Origin of the sequence: Catenovulum sp. 2E275 (assembly GCF_025515275.1) — a bacterium.
GTDB lineage: Bacteria > Pseudomonadota > Gammaproteobacteria > Enterobacterales > Alteromonadaceae > Catenovulum.
The window spans coordinates 91,053-109,613 of the sequence record NZ_JAOPFU010000001.1; the positions used below are offsets into that span (position 1 = coordinate 91,053).

The window sequence follows — 18,561 nt, forward strand, 5'->3', positions numbered from 1 at the left end:
ATTTATTCTCCAGTTGTTATTTGTACTTTGTCATTTAATTTGAAATAGTCAAAATCAACATACCCACCCTTGCGCTCAGTTGCATAATTAAAAAGTGCAAACCGGTAGCCCATAAAATGGCTAAGTTTATATTTCATCTTCAGCGTATTACCGATAACTTGCCAATGCTTGCCATCCTGACTGTAATAAAATTGAGCGAGATCGCGCTGATTGGTGAAATCTCCAACAACGCGCAGCCAAATGTAAGTTTGACTCAGTGCAATCTGCTCAATAACCTGATGATCGCCATTTTGATTATTAATCATCAGTACACTGTGTTGATCATTGTGCTTTTCAATACCAACCAGCCCATATTCATCCTGCAAGGCTGCCAATCCGGTAAAATCACCATTTTCCATACCGTTTAATTCGATTTTTATCGTTGCACTGCTTTGTGGTCCAAACATTCGTTGAGTTAAGGTATTAGGGGCTTCAAACAGGTTAGTAACCACTTTATCTGTGGTTAAACGCAAATAGCCAGGACGTTGTTGCAAAGACCAAGCTCCTTCAATAGGGTTATGATTCCATTGCCAGACTAAATCTAGCTCAGCTTGGTTGAAGTCATCAGAACGAATTAAGCCTTGAACGCTATTTGTACCATAAGGCAGCGCTAACTTTTCAGCCCGAGGACTGATGATTGGCCAGCCATCGCGCCATTCAACCGGCACTAGATAAGGGATGCGACCCACTGCACCGCTATCTTTAAATGCATAGAGATACCATTTGCCGTCTGGCGTACTGATATATTGACCTTGTGCTATACCTTCATCCTGAAAAACCAGCCTACCTTCATATGGACCGGTGAGCGAGCGAGATCTATGGATAATTTGAGTTCTGGGTTTACCTCTAGGCCAGCAAATGTTTGAAATATAGTACCAGCCGTTTATTTTCTGAATTTGGGTGCCTTCCGCTTTTAAAATAAAGTCCTCGCCAGCAATCGCCGCTGCATCTGTAATAAGCGTTTTAGCAAGACCACCAGCTTTAATCCCAAATAAGTCAGAGTTAAGTTCAACTATTTTAATATCAGCATGACCATAAGCTAAATAAGCTCGACCATCATCGTCCAACAATAAAGAGGCATCATGGTATAAAGCGTCTAGCGTCACTTGCTGCCACTGACCATTTTCTATATCTGTAGTTGTCCAGATATAGGTTTTATCTGTGGTATAAGAAAATGACGTCACATAAAACACACCATTTTTATAATTAATACTGCTTGCCCAAGTCCCTTTACTATAGGCATTGTTTCTGTCTAAATTCAGTGCTGCATTATTCTCATCCAACGCCTGATGAGCATAATTTATTACCTGCCAATGCAATAAATCATGGGATTTCATAATAGGTACACCCGGATTTAAATGCATTGTCGTACTACTCATATAATAAGTCTGACCAACCCGGATAACCGACATATCTGGTACGTCGGCCCAAATATTGGGTTTAAATTCAAAATTGGATTTAGCATGCGCCACAAAACCTGCGCTCACAGTAACACTCAGCAAAATACAGAATATTCTGCATATTAATAAAAATGGTTTCATATCAGAATTTGAATAATTGAATAAATAATTAGGCCAGGTTATTTTGCTCATTTAAATACAAAATAACCTGATGAGCCTATTAGCTAGCGGTGGCGACTTCGTCTGCGCAGCCTTTTGAGCCTTTAGCTAAAGGTGCAATGCGGACCTCGCCAAGATGAAGTTCCAGAGAATCTGCTGTAGCCAGTGAAAACGGCCAGTCGATATGGCTTAAATCTACACCTTGCATAGCTAGGCAATTTAACGGTACAGGTAAAACAAACCACTTATTCCGTGGCGCATTTTTTAAGCTGTCAGAAATATCAACTTGCCCGCTGCAGTCTTTGCCACAATTCACTTTAAAAAAGACTTTTTGTGGCACCTTGCGGGAAATCACTTTTAACGCAATCGCATATTCGGCTGAGTTTTCGTATTTAGACAAGTCAACCGGACTACCAACAATTGATGCATTAATTTCGCCTTTACCTTTACGCCACTTTAACCTGAGCGCTGAGGGGATTTCTTTATCATCTGCTTTTTCTATTTTTAAAGCACCACCGGCACTTTGCCCACCTTTATCTTCAATAGGCATCCACCAATTGCCGTCACCCCGAATAACCCACCCCCAATAACCTGGTGTTTCACCATTTAAAAAATAGAAAAAATTGGTGTTAATTTTTTCTTGAGCAACTACCGGAAACCCCAAACTCATAAAAATCAATATCAATATACATTTGTTCATTTTATTATCCTTTTTAATTAACAAAACGTTTACCAATTTTAGCTATTAATACATTATAGTCAACATGAATATTAATATTTTGTATGATAAATTTATTTAATGCTATCTATAAAGGTATTAATAGTTAAACGACCCATTTTCGGGTTATTGTCAGGTTGAAATTCTTTTTCAATGTTACCCGAATGTAATAAATTGCAGGGGTAAACCACAAGGCGGTTAAAAATGCCTTCTACTGAACCAATACGCTGAAATAGTGCAGTGTCACCGTTAATATAACCATCTGCTCTGCGCGGGATGTTGTTGCTGCCATCTTCTTTTTCCAACGATTGAAAGTAAAGTTCATTATTGAGCGCGTTCAGACGCTCGAAACCCGTTTTTTTATGCCGATAGAATCCGGTTCCACCTAAAGGCTGTCTGAATAAATAATGCAAAACAGCAAATGAATTCGCTTCGACAGAATCGACATGCGGAATACGCTGATAAATACTCAGTTGATTGGCCGCCTGCGTCACCAGCGAATAGTTGGGTTTATCAACCACAAAGGATGCGTCGGCAAGTGAAAAATAGTGGGCAATGTAAGGCAGTAGAATCGCCTTTAGATAGTCTTGATACTCATTAGGACCAGGCGCACGTATTCCTGGATATAGCTGCGACTGTCGCTGAAAATGAGCGGAGCAGGCTTGCTCGATTAACCAATCGCTTTGCGCAACAAAATCATCTATGACCAGAATCGGTGTTTGTGTTTGCCCGATATAATAGCAATCCAGGGCAAAGTTTTTTCCCTGGCTTAATGTAATCATAAGTTCACCATTTGGGGCTTTAAATCTAACCCGCAAAGCATTTGCGGGTTAGATTAGACGGACTAATTCAGTTGAATAACCATAACCGAGTGGGCCGGCAACTTAACGTTTAACTGGCCCGATTTTACTTTATGCTCAACCTTGACAGGTTTAACCCGCTCTGGATTATCAAAAGAGTTAAAAGTATTCATTTTAGGCGAAGTTAACAGCTGACCTTTCGCCAGTTTCGCTTTCTCCCCCTGCAGATTGATCTTTACTTCTGCTTCATCTGATGCAGATAAATTAACCAAAGCGATGTAAGTTTTACCATCCAATGCTTTAGCAGCTGATGCACTGACAACCGGGTAGGATTCGCCCTCAAAAGACTCATACGCCATTTGTTCTGTTTGCACCGGAATATGGGTCGCATCTTGGAACGGCACGTACATTTTAAACGTGTGATAAGTTGGTGTTAGCAACATTTTTTCTTTATCTGTCAGAATCATAGCTTGCAAAACATTGATCATCTGAGCAATATTGGTCATCTGAACTCGTTCTGCATAACGATGGAAGATATTCAGATTCGTCGCTGCAATCACAGCATCACGAATGGTATTTTGCTGATATAAAAACCCTGGGTTGTGATCAGCTTCTACGTCATACCATGCACCCCATTCGTCTACATAAAAACCAATTTCGCCTTCTGGATCATTTTTATCCAGCACAGCAATATTGTCCTGAATAAATTTTTCCATTTTTAAAGTATTGATCATGGTTGAATGCCATTCAGATTCCGGGAAATTAATCGCCTTGCCTTTAACACTCCAGTCGTTAGTCGGTAAGGTGTAATAATGGAATGAAATCGCATCCATTTTAGCTTTTTTGTTTTTGCTTAATACGTCTGTCCAACTGGTATCATCCCCAGTACCGCCACTGGCAACAAACACAGGTTGAGTGCCATTGTAAGTTTTAGCAAAGGTTGCATACTGGTTGTATAGATGGCTATAGAACTCAGGCGTCATATTACCGCCGCATCCCCAAGCTTCATTACCGATTGTCAGGTAATCAATTTTAAACGGCTCATCTCGCCCATTTGCGCGTCTTTCCTGCGCTAAACTCGAATTATTGGTTGAGGTCATATATTCAAGCCATTGCGCCATTTCCTGCGCTGTCCCTGTCCCCAGATTCACATTAAGGTAAGTTTCTGAACCTATCATTTCAGCCAGTTCAAAAAATTCGTGCGTACCAAATTGATTGCTTTCTTCAACCCCACCCCAGTTTGAATTCACTCTGACCGGTCTTTTATTACGCTCACCTATACCATCGCGCCAATGATATTCATCAGCAAAACAGCCGCCCGGCCAACGCATTACAGGTACCTTTAACGACTTTAATGCGTTTAATACATCGTTGCGGTAACCTTTAGTATTCGGGATGTCTGAATCCGTACCGACCCAAATCCCCTCGTAAATTCCTCGACCTAAATGCTCGGTAAACTGACCATAAATATTTTTGTTAATTTTGGATCCAGTTTGATTGGTATCAATGTTAATAGAGATGTGCTCAACTGAAAAAGCTGGCAGGGATAAAGTTAATGACAAAACACCAAGCGAGCATACGCCAACTGTCTTGATGCTTTTTGTAATTAAATGTTTCATTAGAGGCCTTATTTTAACTGATTATAGGGAACTAATTAAAAATAATAACAACTAAATGTAATAATGACTATATAAAAGGTCAAATTAAATAGAATTTAAACTGACCTAATTTTACTTTTTTTTTAATCGTCTATTACAATCGTTACTATACTGCGGGCTGGTAACGTAGGCAGTTTTACAATCTTACCACTGGCATTTACTGTTAAAGATTCTTGGTTTTGAGTTTGTGAGGTGACGTAAGCGTCAATTGAACTCAATACATAAGGCATTTCAAAATCTACGTCCTGTTTATCTGTATTGCCACGGTTCAAGATTACAATAACGGTATTGTCGGTATTTTTATAGCCTGTGACATAGGCACCACTAATGGTATTTTGAACATCAATTCGCTCTGCACCTGGGCGGATAAATTTAGAAAAGTGTGAAAACGCCCAGCCACGCTTTAAAACTTGTCCAGCTTGCGTACCAAATTGAGCTTGTCCATCGCCAATCAACGAATAATATCGCTTGGCCCACCACCAAATATAGGAATTCCAGTTCACACTCATAGTTTTGTGAATTTGGTATACTACTTTATCTAAGGTTTCGTCCCAAACGGCTTTGTTATCACCACCCCATATCGCATCACCATCACCATCAGCATCATGAATCAGCCATTCTGTCATCCAGCGTTTTTTGTTTTTTTCCTCTGCCAATGAATATTCAGACAAGGCATTTGTATTTTCAGCGCCATACAGGTGACCGCCAACATATTCAAAATTTGCCAGCGCTTCTTCGCTGTTTAAGCTTGGATCGGTATACGCACGATTAAATCCAAGTGACTCACCAACCAATACCTGAGTTGGAATTAAGTCGCCTGATTGAATTAAAAAGTTTTTAAATTCTTCACCAGTCCAATCACAGGATTCATAATCTGGATGCCAATCAGGTTCGTTTTGCACAGATACCACATCAATATTTACGCCTTTACTCACCATAAAATCAACATAGGCTTTTAAATGCAGTGCATAATCATCATAATATTCAGGCAATAGTTTACCACCACCAACCGTGCTATTGTTGTCTTTCATATAAGCAGGTGGCGACCAAGGTGTTGCTAGAATTTTAACTTCATCCGAGACAGATTTGGCCTCCAATAAATTATCAACCGCTAGTGACCATACGTCTTGAGTTGGATTAATAATAGTCCTTAAAACGGTTAAACCGAGTTCATTTTCTCCTGTACCCACTAAAGTTTTCACTTCCGTATCAGACAACATATCATATGTCCACATAGGTAAAGCAGCACCAAACCCATCTATGGTTTGATAACGTGTTTTTAAATCGACGAACAGTTCAAACTGATTTTCCGGTTTTTTGTCATCTGAATCAGATTTAGAACCGGATGATGAACTTCCGCACCCAGTTAAACTCAGGGAATATATTAACAATAAAAATAAAGGGTTTTTAATCTTCATATAACAGGTAACTCCATAACAATTGCGAAGATATATTGATAAAAAATTTAAAACCTGAGCTTTAAAAAATAGTTTCAAACTCAGGTTAACGTAAATAGTAAAGCTATCTTGCTTAAATTAGTTAGATACAAATGTTTGTACTGCCCAAGGATCTGCATAGGCGGTAAATTGATTATTGCTAACCGTATAATTGCCTCTATAGTCCACATTCATAGAAGCTGAAGTGGAATATTTAGTCATTAGACTAACTGTGCCATTTTGTAGGGTAAAATTAAGCTGTTTATGAGAGTTTGTTTTATTCACGACTACAATCACGAGTTTACCTGCATTATTTTTATAAGCGGTGACATAAACATTGCTTTCAGGTACTTCGGTGGCACCGATACGCACATCGCCTGGACGGATAAATTTTGAAAATTGCGACATAATATAGCCACGCTTACTCACATTACCGTCTTCAGTCAACAGACCATACCCACGACGAATATACCACCAAATATAGGCACTATAATTTGCCACCATGCTTTGATGTAATTCCAAACCTACATCAATTGCTTCATCCCAATCATTGGCATCTTCGTTATTGGTGTAATGCTCAGTCATCCAGAGTTTTTTACCTTTTTGCAACGCAAGCGGGTAATTACTTGGCGTGACGCCGTACAAGTGACCGCCGATAATATCGACATAACTATTAGCGACAGGATCATTTAAAATCGGGTCAGAATAAGCTGTTGTAAAGCCTAATGACTCAGGGGCAACAATTTTAAGAGCAGGGTCTAATCGCCAGCCCTGGTCATTTAAATATGTAACAAAATCGGCACCCGACCATTCACATGATTCATAATCAGGATGCCAATCCGGCTCATTTTGCAAAGATAAAGCATAAATAGGCGCATTTTCGCTTGCCATATAATTGGTAAAATCCATTAAATGATTGGTATAACCCCAATAATGTGCGGCCTCTAATTTACCACCATTGGTTAAGCTATTGTTATCTTTCATATAAGCGGGAGGTGTCCAAGGCGTTGCTAATATTTTAGCACCGTACGAATTAGCAATTTGTGCAGTAGGCACTTGCAGTGGCCACTGCGTTGAATCAGGATCGATACGCATTCGCATAATACTCAATCCCATTTCGCCATTACCTGTACCAAACGCTTTTGTTGCTTGAGCTGATGTTAAATCATTAATCCAACCTGGAGCATTCATGCCACCAAAACCATCAATTTCTTGGTATTGGTTATTAAAATTAATGGTTACGTTACCAGCTAATGCATTTAAGCTCATAGAACTGAGCACTAATGCGGCTGAGACTACGAGTTGTTTATTTATTTCCATATGGATATAACCTTCTTTGTTAGTGTTTATAATGGATTAGCAGGCAAGCGCCTGCCATAGCGCTTATTCCATCACACTGGGTGATACAATAAATTTTGCAACCAGAACACTCAATGTCGGTAATGTAAAAACTCTGAATATGACTACAACTAAGTATCCCGGCTTGTTGTAACTGATTGTCCTTTGCTAAAGCGGTTTATTTAAATTCAGCCAAAGCGTCCGCAACACCTTGCAATGCAGGCTTACCTTCAAACTCAGCATTAAATAATAAAGGCCAGTCTGGTGAGTCATATAAACCAATGATCCAACTGTCAACATCGCTAATTCCCCAAACTGTAATGCCGCCGCGCTGAGCACTAGGCACTGTCGTTAAATAAGCAGAAATTACATCGTAATAACGCTTTTTCTGTTTTTCTGCTATGTCTGGCGTTAACTCATCCAAATTTTCTGCCGTATTCATCCGGATATCCAGCTCAGTAATTTTCACTTTAATCCCCAGATCAACTACTTTTTGAAACTGAGCTTTGATGGCTGAAATACCCGGGTAGTTACCGCTGATATGCATTTGGAAACCGACACCATCAATTGGAATATTACGATTCTGGAAATCTTTCACCATGTTAACCACAGCGCCGAGTTTAGCTGCACTGCTTGATAAGTTGTAATCGTTATAATACAGCTCAGCGTCAGGGTCGGCAGCTCGGGCTGCAATAAAAGCACGCTCAATAAACTCAGCCCCGATATTCTGATACCAGATAGAACCTGAATCACCTGTATTACGGTAATTACCATCATCTAAAAAAGCTTCATTCACAACATCCCAGCTTTTTAGGCGGCCAGCAAAATGGGTTGCAACAGTCGTTACATGATTTTCCATCATCTCAATCCAGGCTTGTTTATCGCCCGTAAATGAACGCATCCAGCTTGCAGTTTGGCTATGCCAGACTAAAACGTGACCGTGCATAGATAAACCATTATTACTAGCAAAATTCACTAAATTGTCTGCGTCAGTAAAATTAAAGGTGTCCTGCGTAGGATGCAAAGCATCCATTTTCATAATATTTTCAGCTGATAGCTGATTAAAATGCTGTATAGCTAAATTTTGACGCTCTTCACTTAATAAAATACTACTACCATAATTACCAGCTGGAACGGCTACACCAATAGGAAAATCAACACCTTCTTTTAAACTTGCGACAGTCACGGGTGTAAATTCTGTTAATTTTTCTTGTTGATTATTATCTTCTTGTTTATCTGGCAATTTAGATTTATCAACTTGGTGCCCCCCGTCAGACCCACATGCGATTAAGCCAATACAGGTAAACAATAATAAAGAAATAATCCTTAAATTAATCATAAATTCCTCTTATAAATACGTTTTATCAAATAAAAAGCTAACGACACAATAAGAGTGTCGTTAGTTCTACAATTGATTAGGTAAAATTTAAGATAAGCTTAATTATTCAACAACCGCTGGCTCTGGTGGTAAAATCTCAAATTCATCAATGATATAACTGGCACTTTCATCCGTGCTCTCAACATATAGAAACATTGTAGTTGGAGCTTCGGTTGAGGTCGTTTCAGAATCATCAGCATCTTCTTCTGGATAAGGATTAATTGTGTATTCACCCACAAGTTGCACCCAATCAGTGTCATTTGCATCTACAACTGCCAAAACTTCTTTATATACAGAGTCTGAATTATCAAAATCATATCTTATTGACGCTTTAATCCCTGCCGTAGATATATCTACTAACTTAGTCCAAAAGCTAAATTGATAGGTTTCACCAACAGTCAGTTGATCAATTAGTTCAACGCCCGGCGCATTCCAGCCAGCCGTCCGACCAGTCGTTTTAAGCGCGTAAGTACCCGCTTTTGCATCTGTGACAGCTTCTAACATAATCCCACCTAAAGGACTCCAATCACCTATCGTGCCATCATCAAAATTAGTAGTATAAATAGCCTGTGTCGTATTATTATTTTCATCACTTTCTTCTGCTTCACTTATAACAAAATTATCAATTAGATAATCAACACCTGCATCTGGACCTTCAACAAAAGCCAGAATTTCGGTTACCGTGTCATCGACTTCCTCATAAGTAAAAGTACCCGTGACTTCAACCCAATCAGTGTCTGTTGCAGCAACAGCTTCGGTAATCCCATCATAACTGGGATCTACCCCTTCAACCGTTGTTTTCATTGTAATATTAATATTGGCAGATGCTGTACCCGATAGTTTAACCCAAGCGCTAAAATTATAAGTTTTCCCAGCTTCTAAATAATCAGTTAATACGACTGCAGGCGCATTCCATGACTCAATTCGCCCCGAAGCTTTTAAAGCATATACACCATCTTGAGCATCTTGCACAGTGGTTAAACCAATTTCTCCCTGAGAAGTCCAGCCACTTATAGTCCCATCTTCAAAACTAGTTTGATAGGCAACTCCCTCAGGAAACTCTTCTTCTTGTTCATCTGTTTGTTCCTCTGTATCTGTATTATCATTCTGATTTTGTTGGATAACTTCCCCAGTCCATGACGACTCTTCATCTGTTTCTAAACTACACGCATTCAGAACACCAGTAGCTAGCATGAGAATCAAAACTTTATTAAATTTAAACATACTCTCTTCCTTTGTTATTTAATTATTAATATATAGTCAAAAAAACACTATCAGTATATAAAGCACCCTCTCAGCATGTCAATATTTTGTTATATTCTTTTTAACAACAATAAGAAAAATGGATATATTTATTACAAAAAGCATAAATTGCAATATAAAATGAAAAAAACACTGTTTTTTAAGTGTAAAAATCAAAAAAAAGAGAACAAAAAACATCTAAAATAAAAAATGATTTATTTAACATTAAACTTATGTTGAAAAGTTTTACTAAATTAGTTAGATTCACCTTATTGTTAATTTTACAATTATTTAAAAATGAAAAAATTACTGCTCTCTTCTGTTTTATTTGCATTATGCGCAACAAGTGCAAATAGTTATGCCGATATTAAATTAGATCCTCAATACGCCAGTTCAATGATTTTACAACGTAATACACTCAACCTAATCACAGGTTACAGTGACAAGGCAGATACAATTGAACTGCAACTAGATAACCAATTGCTGAAAAAAATTGAAGTAGACAAAGGTTACTGGCAAGTTTCACTACCGCCGATGTCGGCTGGCGGCCCGCATCAAATTAATTTAAAAACGCCAGAGCAAAATATTGAATTAAAAGATGTTTTATTTGGTGATGTTTGGTTTGCCTCTGGCCAGTCTAATATGGAACTGCCAATGCAACGGGTTGGTTTAACTTATAACAAAGCGCTGACACAAGATAACTTTCCACAAATTCGCCAGTTAAAAATAGAAAAACGTTCAGCCTATAATGGCCCATTGGCTCAACCTGAAGCCGCGAGTTGGAGCAGCGCAACCCAGGGTAATATTGGTGGCTTTTCCGCAGTAGGCTATTTTTTTGCAAAAAAACTATATCAGCAAACCGGAGTCCCTATCGCAATTATTAATAATGCGTATGGCGGCTCTCGTGCTCAGGGTTGGATGAGTGAAGCCGCGTTAAAAGCATTTCCGGATGATTACCAAACAGTGCAAAATAATCAACAAGCCGGTTATTTAGATAAAATTCAGCAACAAGATAAAACTAACAGTGACAATTGGTGGCAAAAACTTAATCAGGCAGATTTAGGTAAACAATTTAACTGGCAACAAGCAAACTACGATGACAGCCAGTGGCGTACCATGTCAGTACCCGGTTATTGGGGCGATCAAGGCACTGAGGATTTTAGCGGCGCAGCTTGGTACAGAACCCACTTTACTTTAACTGAATCCCAAGCTAAACAAGACGGTTTTTTAGAGTTAGGCCGCATAATAGATTCGGATACCGTTTATATTAATGGCACAGAGGTTGGCAGTACAGGTTATCAATACCCTCCAAGACGCTATAACGTTGATAATACTGTTTTAAAAGCAGGCGTAAATACCCTTGTAGTACGCATTGTTGCCCCTTCAGGTCAGGGTGGTTTTGTCCCAGATAAACCTTATCAACTCAGTTTTTCAGATAGTAAAATTAATTTAGCAGGCACTTGGAAATTCCGCTTTGGTGCAAAAACAGAGAATGCACCTTCTACACAATTTTGGGCACACATGCAGCCAAATGCGTTATATAACGCCATGCTTGCGCCACTTAAAAATATGCAAGTTAAAGGCGTTATTTGGTATCAGGGGGAATCTAACGCTAGTAACCCAGATAAATACGCCAAAGTATTTCCAGCGATGATCCAAAATTGGCGTGAAACCTTTAATCAGCCTGATATGCCGTTTATTTTTACTCAACTTGCTAATTATATGAGTGCAGATAAAAATCCATCTAATGCTGGTTGGGCAGAAACTCGCGCAGCGCAGGCTAAAGCGCTCACACTCGACAATACAGCCATGATCACCGCAATTGATGTAGGCGAATGGAATGATATTCATCCACTCAACAAAAAAGCGGTAGGCGATAGATTTGCGCTGGCAGCGCTGAATACTGTCTATGGCCAACAAGATGCAGTTTACCAAGGGCCTATTTTAAGCTGCGCCAGTCAACATCAAAACCAAATTGTGATTAAAGTTGAAAATCCACAAAATGGCTTATTAATCAAAGGTGAGCAATTAGATGGTTTTGCTATTTCTACAGATGGTAAAACCTACCACTGGGCAAATGCACAAATTAAAGATGCCAATGTTGTGATTAATACACCAAAGGCGAGCCAAATTAACTTTATCCGCTATGCATGGCAAAGTAATCCAGAGCGCGCGAATTTAATCAATAACCATGGCTTACCAGCCTATCCGGCCGAATTGTCGGTTTCATCAGCTTGTCATTAATTTTTGGGTGATATTTTGAATTTATCTAAATTAAAACAACAAACCTGCCTGTTGGCAGGTTTATTATTCTGCCTGATTCAACCCGCATTTGCATTTGGGGTACAGCAGTTTATTTATCCAGATACAGCTCTATCTAATTCTAATAACAGCATGGAAATTGTTGGCCAGTCTAACGCCAGTATTTTTGTTGCAGCTAATGAAAACAAAGGGGTATTGAGAGCAGCTCAAGATTTACAGAACGATCTACGAGCAGTAACGGGACAACAATTACCGATCATCCATGACTTAACAGCCGCAACAGGCAATATTATTGTAATTGCCACCATCGGACAATCGCAATTGCTAACCCAACTTGAGCAATCGGCAAAAATAGATTTAACTGCAATTAATAACCAGTGGGATGCTTATCAAATTCAACTGGTTAAAAACATTTCACCCAAGATCAAACAAGCTTTAGTGATCGCAGGCAGTAATAAACGCGGCGCAATTTATGGCACTTATGATATTAGTGAGCAAGCCGGTGTTTCCCCTTGGTATTATTGGGCGGATGTGCCGGTAAAAAAAGCGAATACTTTAATTACCCAGTTATCAAAGCCAATTGTTGAAATACCCAAAGTAAAATATCGCGGTATATTTTTAAATGACGAAGCCCCTGCCCTGACTAACTGGACAAACAAAAATTTTGGCGGCTATAACCATCAATTTTATGTCAATATATTTGAGCTAATGCTACGCCTGAAAGCCAATTATCTGTGGCCTGCAATGTGGAACAATGCTTTTGCCGACGATGACCGACAAAATATGGTGCTGGCTGATGAATATGGCATTGTGATGGGGACATCCCATCACGAACCAATGATGCGAGCCGATAAAGAATGGGATAGAGATGGCGAAGGTGAATGGCAATATTCAACCAATCGCCAAAACTTATATCAATTTTGGCAACGTGGTGTAAAACGTAATGCGCCATACGAAAGCATTTATACCATGGGTATGCGTGGCCGCGAAGATAGCGCGATGCAAGAAGGCGAAAACATTAAGTTGTTAGAAGATATTGTTGCAGACCAACGCCAAATTTTAGCCAAACAAATTAAAGACAAAAACTTACAAGATATTCCACAAGTATGGTGCTTGTATAAAGAAGTTCAGGCATTTTACGAAAAAGGCATGCGAGTCCCAGACGATATTATTTTGCTTTGGGCTGATGATAACTGGGGCAATATCCGCCGCTTACCAACTCAAGCGGAGCAAGCACGCAGTGGTGGCGCAGGGGTTTATTACCATTTTGATTATGTTGGCGGCCCGCGCTCTTATCGCTGGATGAATGTAACCCCGATAGCCAAAATTTGGGAACAAATGCATCAGGCATATGTATTTAACGCCAATCAAATCTGGATAACCAATGTAGGTGATTTAAAACCAATGGAGTTTCCAACCGAATTCTTCTTAAAAATGGCTTGGGATCCTGAACAGTTTAATCAAGGTAATCTGGATGAATATGGAATTGACTGGGCAACCCGTTATTTTGGTAAAAAATATGCCCGCCAGATTAATGACATCATTAAAGTTTACACTCGACATAATCAGCGTAGAAAACCCGAATTAATGTCAGAAAAGATATATAGTCTGCTTAATTATAATGAAGCAGATCGGATTAAAGACGAGTTAGAGTCTTATTTATCGGTCGCTGAATCTATTTACCAAGCAATTGATGACAATAAAAAAGATGCATTTTATCAACTCGTTTTACACCCGATAAAAGCAACCACCATTGTGAGTAAGCTCTATTTTGCAACCGCTAAAAATCATTTATATGCCACTCAAGGTCGCTCAACAGCAAATGATTACAAAAAGCAGGCTGAAGATTTATTTGCACAAGATGCCGCATTAAAAGCAGAATTTGATGCCCTAAATGGCGGTAAGTGGCAACATTTTATGGATCAGCCCCATATAGGTTATAACAACTGGAATAACCCAGCGGCCGATACTTTGCCCGTGCTGTATCAATATCAGCCTCACTCTGCCGCCGAAATGGGCTTAACCGTAACAGGCGAAGCACAAGCGTTTCCACAAAAAGGCAGCTTTGAGCTAATTTTTGATTCAGTTGGCGAAAAGGTAAAAGCGATTGAATTATTTAACAGAGGATTAGCCGACTACGATTTTTCAGTACAAACCTCTGCCAACTGGTTAATTTTGTCTAAAACCCAAGGTACAGTCACTCAACAAGAGCAGATTAAACTCGCTATCGACTGGAAAAAGTTATCCGTAGGCAAACACCAAACAAGCATTAGTGTAAAAGGCACAAGTTGGCAAGCAGCTCAAATTAAAGTAACTGCAATTAAACGCGCGCCAGATTTAGTTAAAAAGGCTATAGGATTTATTGAAGCAGATGGTTATGTTTCAATTAATGCGGCTAAATTTACCAACAGTCAAAAAGTAGATGGTTATCATTGGGACACAATAACAGGCCTCGGCCGCAGCTCTGATACCATTTCGGTTTTTCCAAAAAGTTATCGCCAATTTACGGCTCATCAGCCACACCCAAGTGTTGAATATCCGGTGACATTTTTTTCAACCGGCACTTTTGAACTTGAGTTACAACTGTTACCGACTTTAAGTTATTTTCCAGACAGAACCCCTAAACTGGGTTTATCTATTGATGATCAACCCATCCAGATACTTGAGCTTGATCTTTCCACCAAAAAATCAGCATGGGATACAGCCGTAAGCGAAGGCATACGTAAAGTCAGCACCAAAATCAAGATTAATCAGCCAGGTAAACATACCATTAAGCTACATAGCTTAGATTTATCTGTCGGTGTGGAAAAAATATTAATTAATACCGGTGGTTTAAAACCCAGTTATTTAGGGCCAAACAGTAGCAGCTTTAAATAAATAATAATTCTAAAAAAGCGCTTTAACTAATATTTAAGTTAAGGCGTTTTTTTATTTTGGGCTTATATATTTATATTTTTTAAATAGCTTTAATCATTCACGTTGCGGATCACCCGGCAAGGGTTACCAACAGCCAAACTATTTGCAGGAATAGAGCGGTTAACGACACTACCTGCTCCAATAACTGAATTTTTACCAATAGTCACTCCAGGTAAAACAGTTACACCAGCACCAATCCAAACATTATCTTCAATTGTTACTGGCTCTGCATACGTCCTAAAATAAGGATAATCTGAATCTTCACTCCAGTTTTTAACTAAACGCTCATCAGGTTTTACCGGATGTGTTGCAGTGCAAATTTGTACATTGGATGCGATTAAGACATTGTTGCCTATCGTAATTTTATTACAATCAATAAAAATACAATTGATATTAATAATGACATTATTGCCGATAGCAATATGTTCGCCATAATCACAATAAAACGGGGTGTCTATATGAACGTTTGAGCCAATCTTGCCTAATAAATCAGTTAAAATACCGGAACGAATCGCTTTATCCTGATGTTCACTTTGATTATACAAACGGGTTAATTTTCGAGCTTTATCTATCATTCGCATTGAGTCATCATTAGAAGTATTAAACAACTCACCTGCCAGACATTTTTCGATTTCACTTTTCATTCTTAACTTCCTGTTTTATATATTTTTTAGACTTACAATTTGACTAGGTTACACTCCGTAGCGGGGGTACAAATAAGAAATCTAACTGAATAGAATAATTTATGTCTATCATCATAAAATAGATGATGAAACTACACTATTAACACAATTTAACTTACCTTAAGGACAAATCGTTTCATACCTAAGAATCAAGCGTTATTGTAGAATAATGGACAAATTTCAACAGAATTCAACCAGAAATAATTGCAGATATAAAAAAGCCGACTGGAGTATTAATACTCAGTCGGCAATAAAAGGTTTTAGGCCTTTTAAATGAAACTTTATTTATATGGCTTAATCGTATTTATTTTACCATTCTCATCATAAGTTAGTTCTGTCATTTTGATTGAGCGAAGATGTGTTTGACCGCCTGATAATGTACAGTCGTGATAAAATAAATACCATTTCCCCTCAAACTCAACAATAGAATGATGAGTTGTCCAACCTAAAACTGGCTCTAAAATAATCCCCTGATAAGTGAATGGACCGTATGGCGAATCACCCGTTGCATACACAATTTTATGAGTATCACCTGTCGAATAAGAAAAATAATATTTGTCATTATATTTGTGCAACCAAGGGCCTTCGAAAAAACGTCTATCATTGTCGCCAGCTTTAATCAATTCACCGTTTTCGTCAAGAATTTCAACATCACGCACATCTTCACAAAATTCCAACATATCATCGGCCAGTTTAGCCACTTTTGGCAATAATGCAGGTTGGTCATCTGCTGGATAATGATCCTCCGCAAGATATGTTCCTGATGACCATCTTTGTAATTGGCCACCCCAAATTCCACCAAAAAAAGCGTAATATTGATTATCTTCATCCTGATAAATTGCAGGATCAATACTAAAACTATTTTTAATTGGTTCAGGTTGCGCTTTAAAAGGGCCTTCAGGCTTATCACTCACAGCCACACCTAAACGAAAAATACCTTGATAATCACGAGCAGGAAAATACAGATAATACAAACCGTTTTTTTCGGCTGCATCTGGCGCCCACATTTGTTTTTCCGCCCAATCAACGTCATCAACATCTAATACATTACCATGATCCGTCACTTCTCCATCTATCTGATTTAGTGAGAAAACATGGTAATCTCGCATAGCATATTGGTCACCATTGTCATTAATGGGCGCATCGCTTGCGATATCATGTGATGGATAGATAAAAATTTTCCCATTAAACACATGTGCTGATGGATCTGCTGTAAACATGTGATTTACTAAAGGCTGCGCAATTGCAGTTAAATTAGCTGCTTTTTGTAAATCTCGTTCTTGAGTTAATTCTGCGTGACTTTTAGTCGTTTCAATTTTTGTAGACATTTTTAACCTAATTTCTCCACCAGCAAAACAAAAAAGATTTGCCTGATACTTAAATTTAACTTAATTATAGTCATATTATTTTTATAGTCAAATAAACAATAACTTTTAAAAATAAAAATCTATAATAAAAATATTAAATTAATTAAAAACAGAAACTTATAAAGATAAAATTTTATTTAATAAGACAAAATGACAATAACACCTAGGAAATTAGTTGCTATTCATATAAAAATAGTTAAAAAATACAGAAGTTTATTAAAATAATACGATTATTAATGTATTCTAAAACACATAGTTTATTAAAGATAATTAAGCAAAAATATCCTATATAAATCTAATCTGTTGTTCTAAAGTTGTTAATAACATATTACTTTTGTTGATTAGACCGATATTTTCACTTAACATAGTCATTTAATAATTAAGTACAAACTACCAAAATTAAGCAGCGCAATGATTAAACCAAACGACTTATTAGCTCCAGAAATGGATAAAGAAGAACATTTACCAGAAGATGTAATGCGAAATATCTCGGTAGATAATCTGATTTACGCAATGGATAATGGCAAACTCAAAGTATTATTAGCTAAATACAAACAAGGTATTGCGGCTAATAAATGGGGGTTGATCGGCCATTGGGTTAAACTAGATGAAGACCTAGAATCAGCAGCTTACCGTGTTGTAACTCAAGCAACAGGCGTTAAAAACTTTCATTTAGATCAATTAGCCGCTTTTGGTAAAGTTAAACGTTACCCGCTAAGACGTATTGTGACTGTTGCTTATTATGCCTTGGTTAGAATGGAAGAAGTGAGCATTGAACATGGCGATAATACTCATGAAGTTGATTGGTTTGATGTTAAATCTTTACCTGAATTAATTTTTGACCATAAAGAGATTATTGAATCATCGTTGGCACATTTAAAATATAAAGTTCGCCATGAGCCAATCGGGTTTAGCTTATTACCGGAAAAATTTACCCTGCTGCAATTACAGGAAATTTACGAAGCAATTTTAGATGTTAAGTTGGATAAACCAAACTTCCGCCGAAAAATTCAAAAAATGAACTTATTAATTAACTGCAAAGAAAAACAAAAAGATGTGGCGCATAGAGCTGCGACTTTATACCGCTTTGATATTAATGTTTATGAGAAGCTAAAAGATTTTGGCTTTAATTTTGAGTATTAAAGCAAATTAATTCGTGAAAACA

The 18,561-nt window shown here is 38.1% G+C and carries 13 protein-coding genes; 3 read left to right on the plus strand and 10 right to left on the minus strand.

Annotated elements, in window-relative coordinates; translation table 11 throughout:
- Window positions 1–2: 2 nt before the first annotated feature.
- The 8 genes from N7931_RS00295 to N7931_RS00330 all read right to left on the minus strand — a co-directional run bounded on the left by N7931_RS00295 (window position 3) and on the right by N7931_RS00330 (window position 10,150).
- Window positions 3–1,526, minus strand: coding sequence for a glycoside hydrolase 43 family protein (locus N7931_RS00295; protein WP_262791243.1), 1,524 nt, complete (start codon window positions 1,524–1,526; stop codon window positions 3–5).
- A gap of 133 nt (window positions 1,527–1,659) precedes the next feature.
- Window positions 1,660–2,298 (minus strand): putative glycoside hydrolase, encoded by a 639-nt coding sequence (locus tag N7931_RS00300; protein ID WP_262791244.1) that lies wholly within the window; start codon window positions 2,296–2,298, stop codon window positions 1,660–1,662.
- A 92-nt stretch (window positions 2,299–2,390) separates the two neighbouring features.
- Window positions 2,391–3,098, minus strand: a complete 708-nt coding sequence (locus tag N7931_RS00305) for a DUF6445 family protein (protein ID WP_262791245.1) — start codon at window positions 3,096–3,098, stop codon at window positions 2,391–2,393.
- Between the two features lie 62 nt (window positions 3,099–3,160).
- Window positions 3,161–4,735, minus strand: a complete 1,575-nt coding sequence (locus tag N7931_RS00310; RefSeq protein WP_262791246.1) for an alpha-N-arabinofuranosidase — start codon at window positions 4,733–4,735, stop codon at window positions 3,161–3,163.
- 122 nt (window positions 4,736–4,857) lie between these two features.
- Window positions 4,858–6,192, minus strand: a complete 1,335-nt coding sequence (locus N7931_RS00315) for a glycoside hydrolase family 30 beta sandwich domain-containing protein (protein WP_262791247.1) — start codon at window positions 6,190–6,192, stop codon at window positions 4,858–4,860.
- Window positions 6,193–6,309: 117 nt separating this feature from the next.
- A complete protein-coding gene (locus tag N7931_RS00320) occupies window positions 6,310–7,530 on the minus strand; it encodes a glycoside hydrolase family 30 beta sandwich domain-containing protein (RefSeq protein ID WP_262791248.1) in 1,221 nt (406 codons plus the stop codon).
- A gap of 196 nt (window positions 7,531–7,726) precedes the next feature.
- Window positions 7,727–8,887, minus strand: a complete 1,161-nt coding sequence (locus tag N7931_RS00325; protein WP_262791249.1) for an endo-1,4-beta-xylanase — start codon at window positions 8,885–8,887, stop codon at window positions 7,727–7,729.
- A gap of 102 nt (window positions 8,888–8,989) precedes the next feature.
- The gene (locus tag N7931_RS00330; RefSeq protein ID WP_262791250.1) at window positions 8,990–10,150 is read right to left on the minus strand and encodes a carbohydrate binding domain-containing protein; all 1,161 of its coding nucleotides are present in this window, start codon (window positions 10,148–10,150) and stop codon (window positions 8,990–8,992) included.
- A gap of 315 nt (window positions 10,151–10,465) precedes the next feature.
- On the opposite strand from N7931_RS00330, the gene N7931_RS00335 reads away from it, so the two are divergent.
- Complete coding sequence (locus N7931_RS00335; protein WP_262791251.1) at window positions 10,466–12,412, plus strand: sialate O-acetylesterase; 1,947 nt, start codon at window positions 10,466–10,468, stop codon at window positions 12,410–12,412.
- A 15-nt stretch (window positions 12,413–12,427) separates the two neighbouring features.
- On the plus strand, window positions 12,428–15,307 hold the full coding sequence (locus tag N7931_RS00340; RefSeq protein WP_262791252.1) for a glycosyl hydrolase 115 family protein: 2,880 nt from the start codon (window positions 12,428–12,430) through the stop codon (window positions 15,305–15,307).
- Between the two features lie 89 nt (window positions 15,308–15,396).
- On the opposite strand, the gene N7931_RS00345 is transcribed toward N7931_RS00340, so the two are convergent.
- Both N7931_RS00345 and N7931_RS00350 read right to left on the minus strand, forming a co-directional pair.
- On the minus strand, window positions 15,397–15,990 hold the full coding sequence (locus tag N7931_RS00345; RefSeq protein WP_262791253.1) for a sugar O-acetyltransferase: 594 nt from the start codon (window positions 15,988–15,990) through the stop codon (window positions 15,397–15,399).
- Window positions 15,991–16,310: 320 nt separating this feature from the next.
- Entirely contained in the window at window positions 16,311–17,357 is a 1,047-nt protein-coding gene (locus N7931_RS00350; RefSeq protein WP_262791254.1) for a glycoside hydrolase family 43 protein, read from the minus strand.
- A 450-nt stretch (window positions 17,358–17,807) separates the two neighbouring features.
- Between N7931_RS00350 and N7931_RS00355 the strand changes: the two genes are divergently transcribed.
- Window positions 17,808–18,539 carry an NUDIX hydrolase gene (locus N7931_RS00355; protein ID WP_262791255.1) on the plus strand — a complete coding sequence of 244 codons (732 nt, stop codon included), beginning with the start codon at window positions 17,808–17,810 and terminating at the stop codon, window positions 18,537–18,539.
- The last annotated feature ends 22 nt before the right edge of the window (window positions 18,540–18,561 follow it).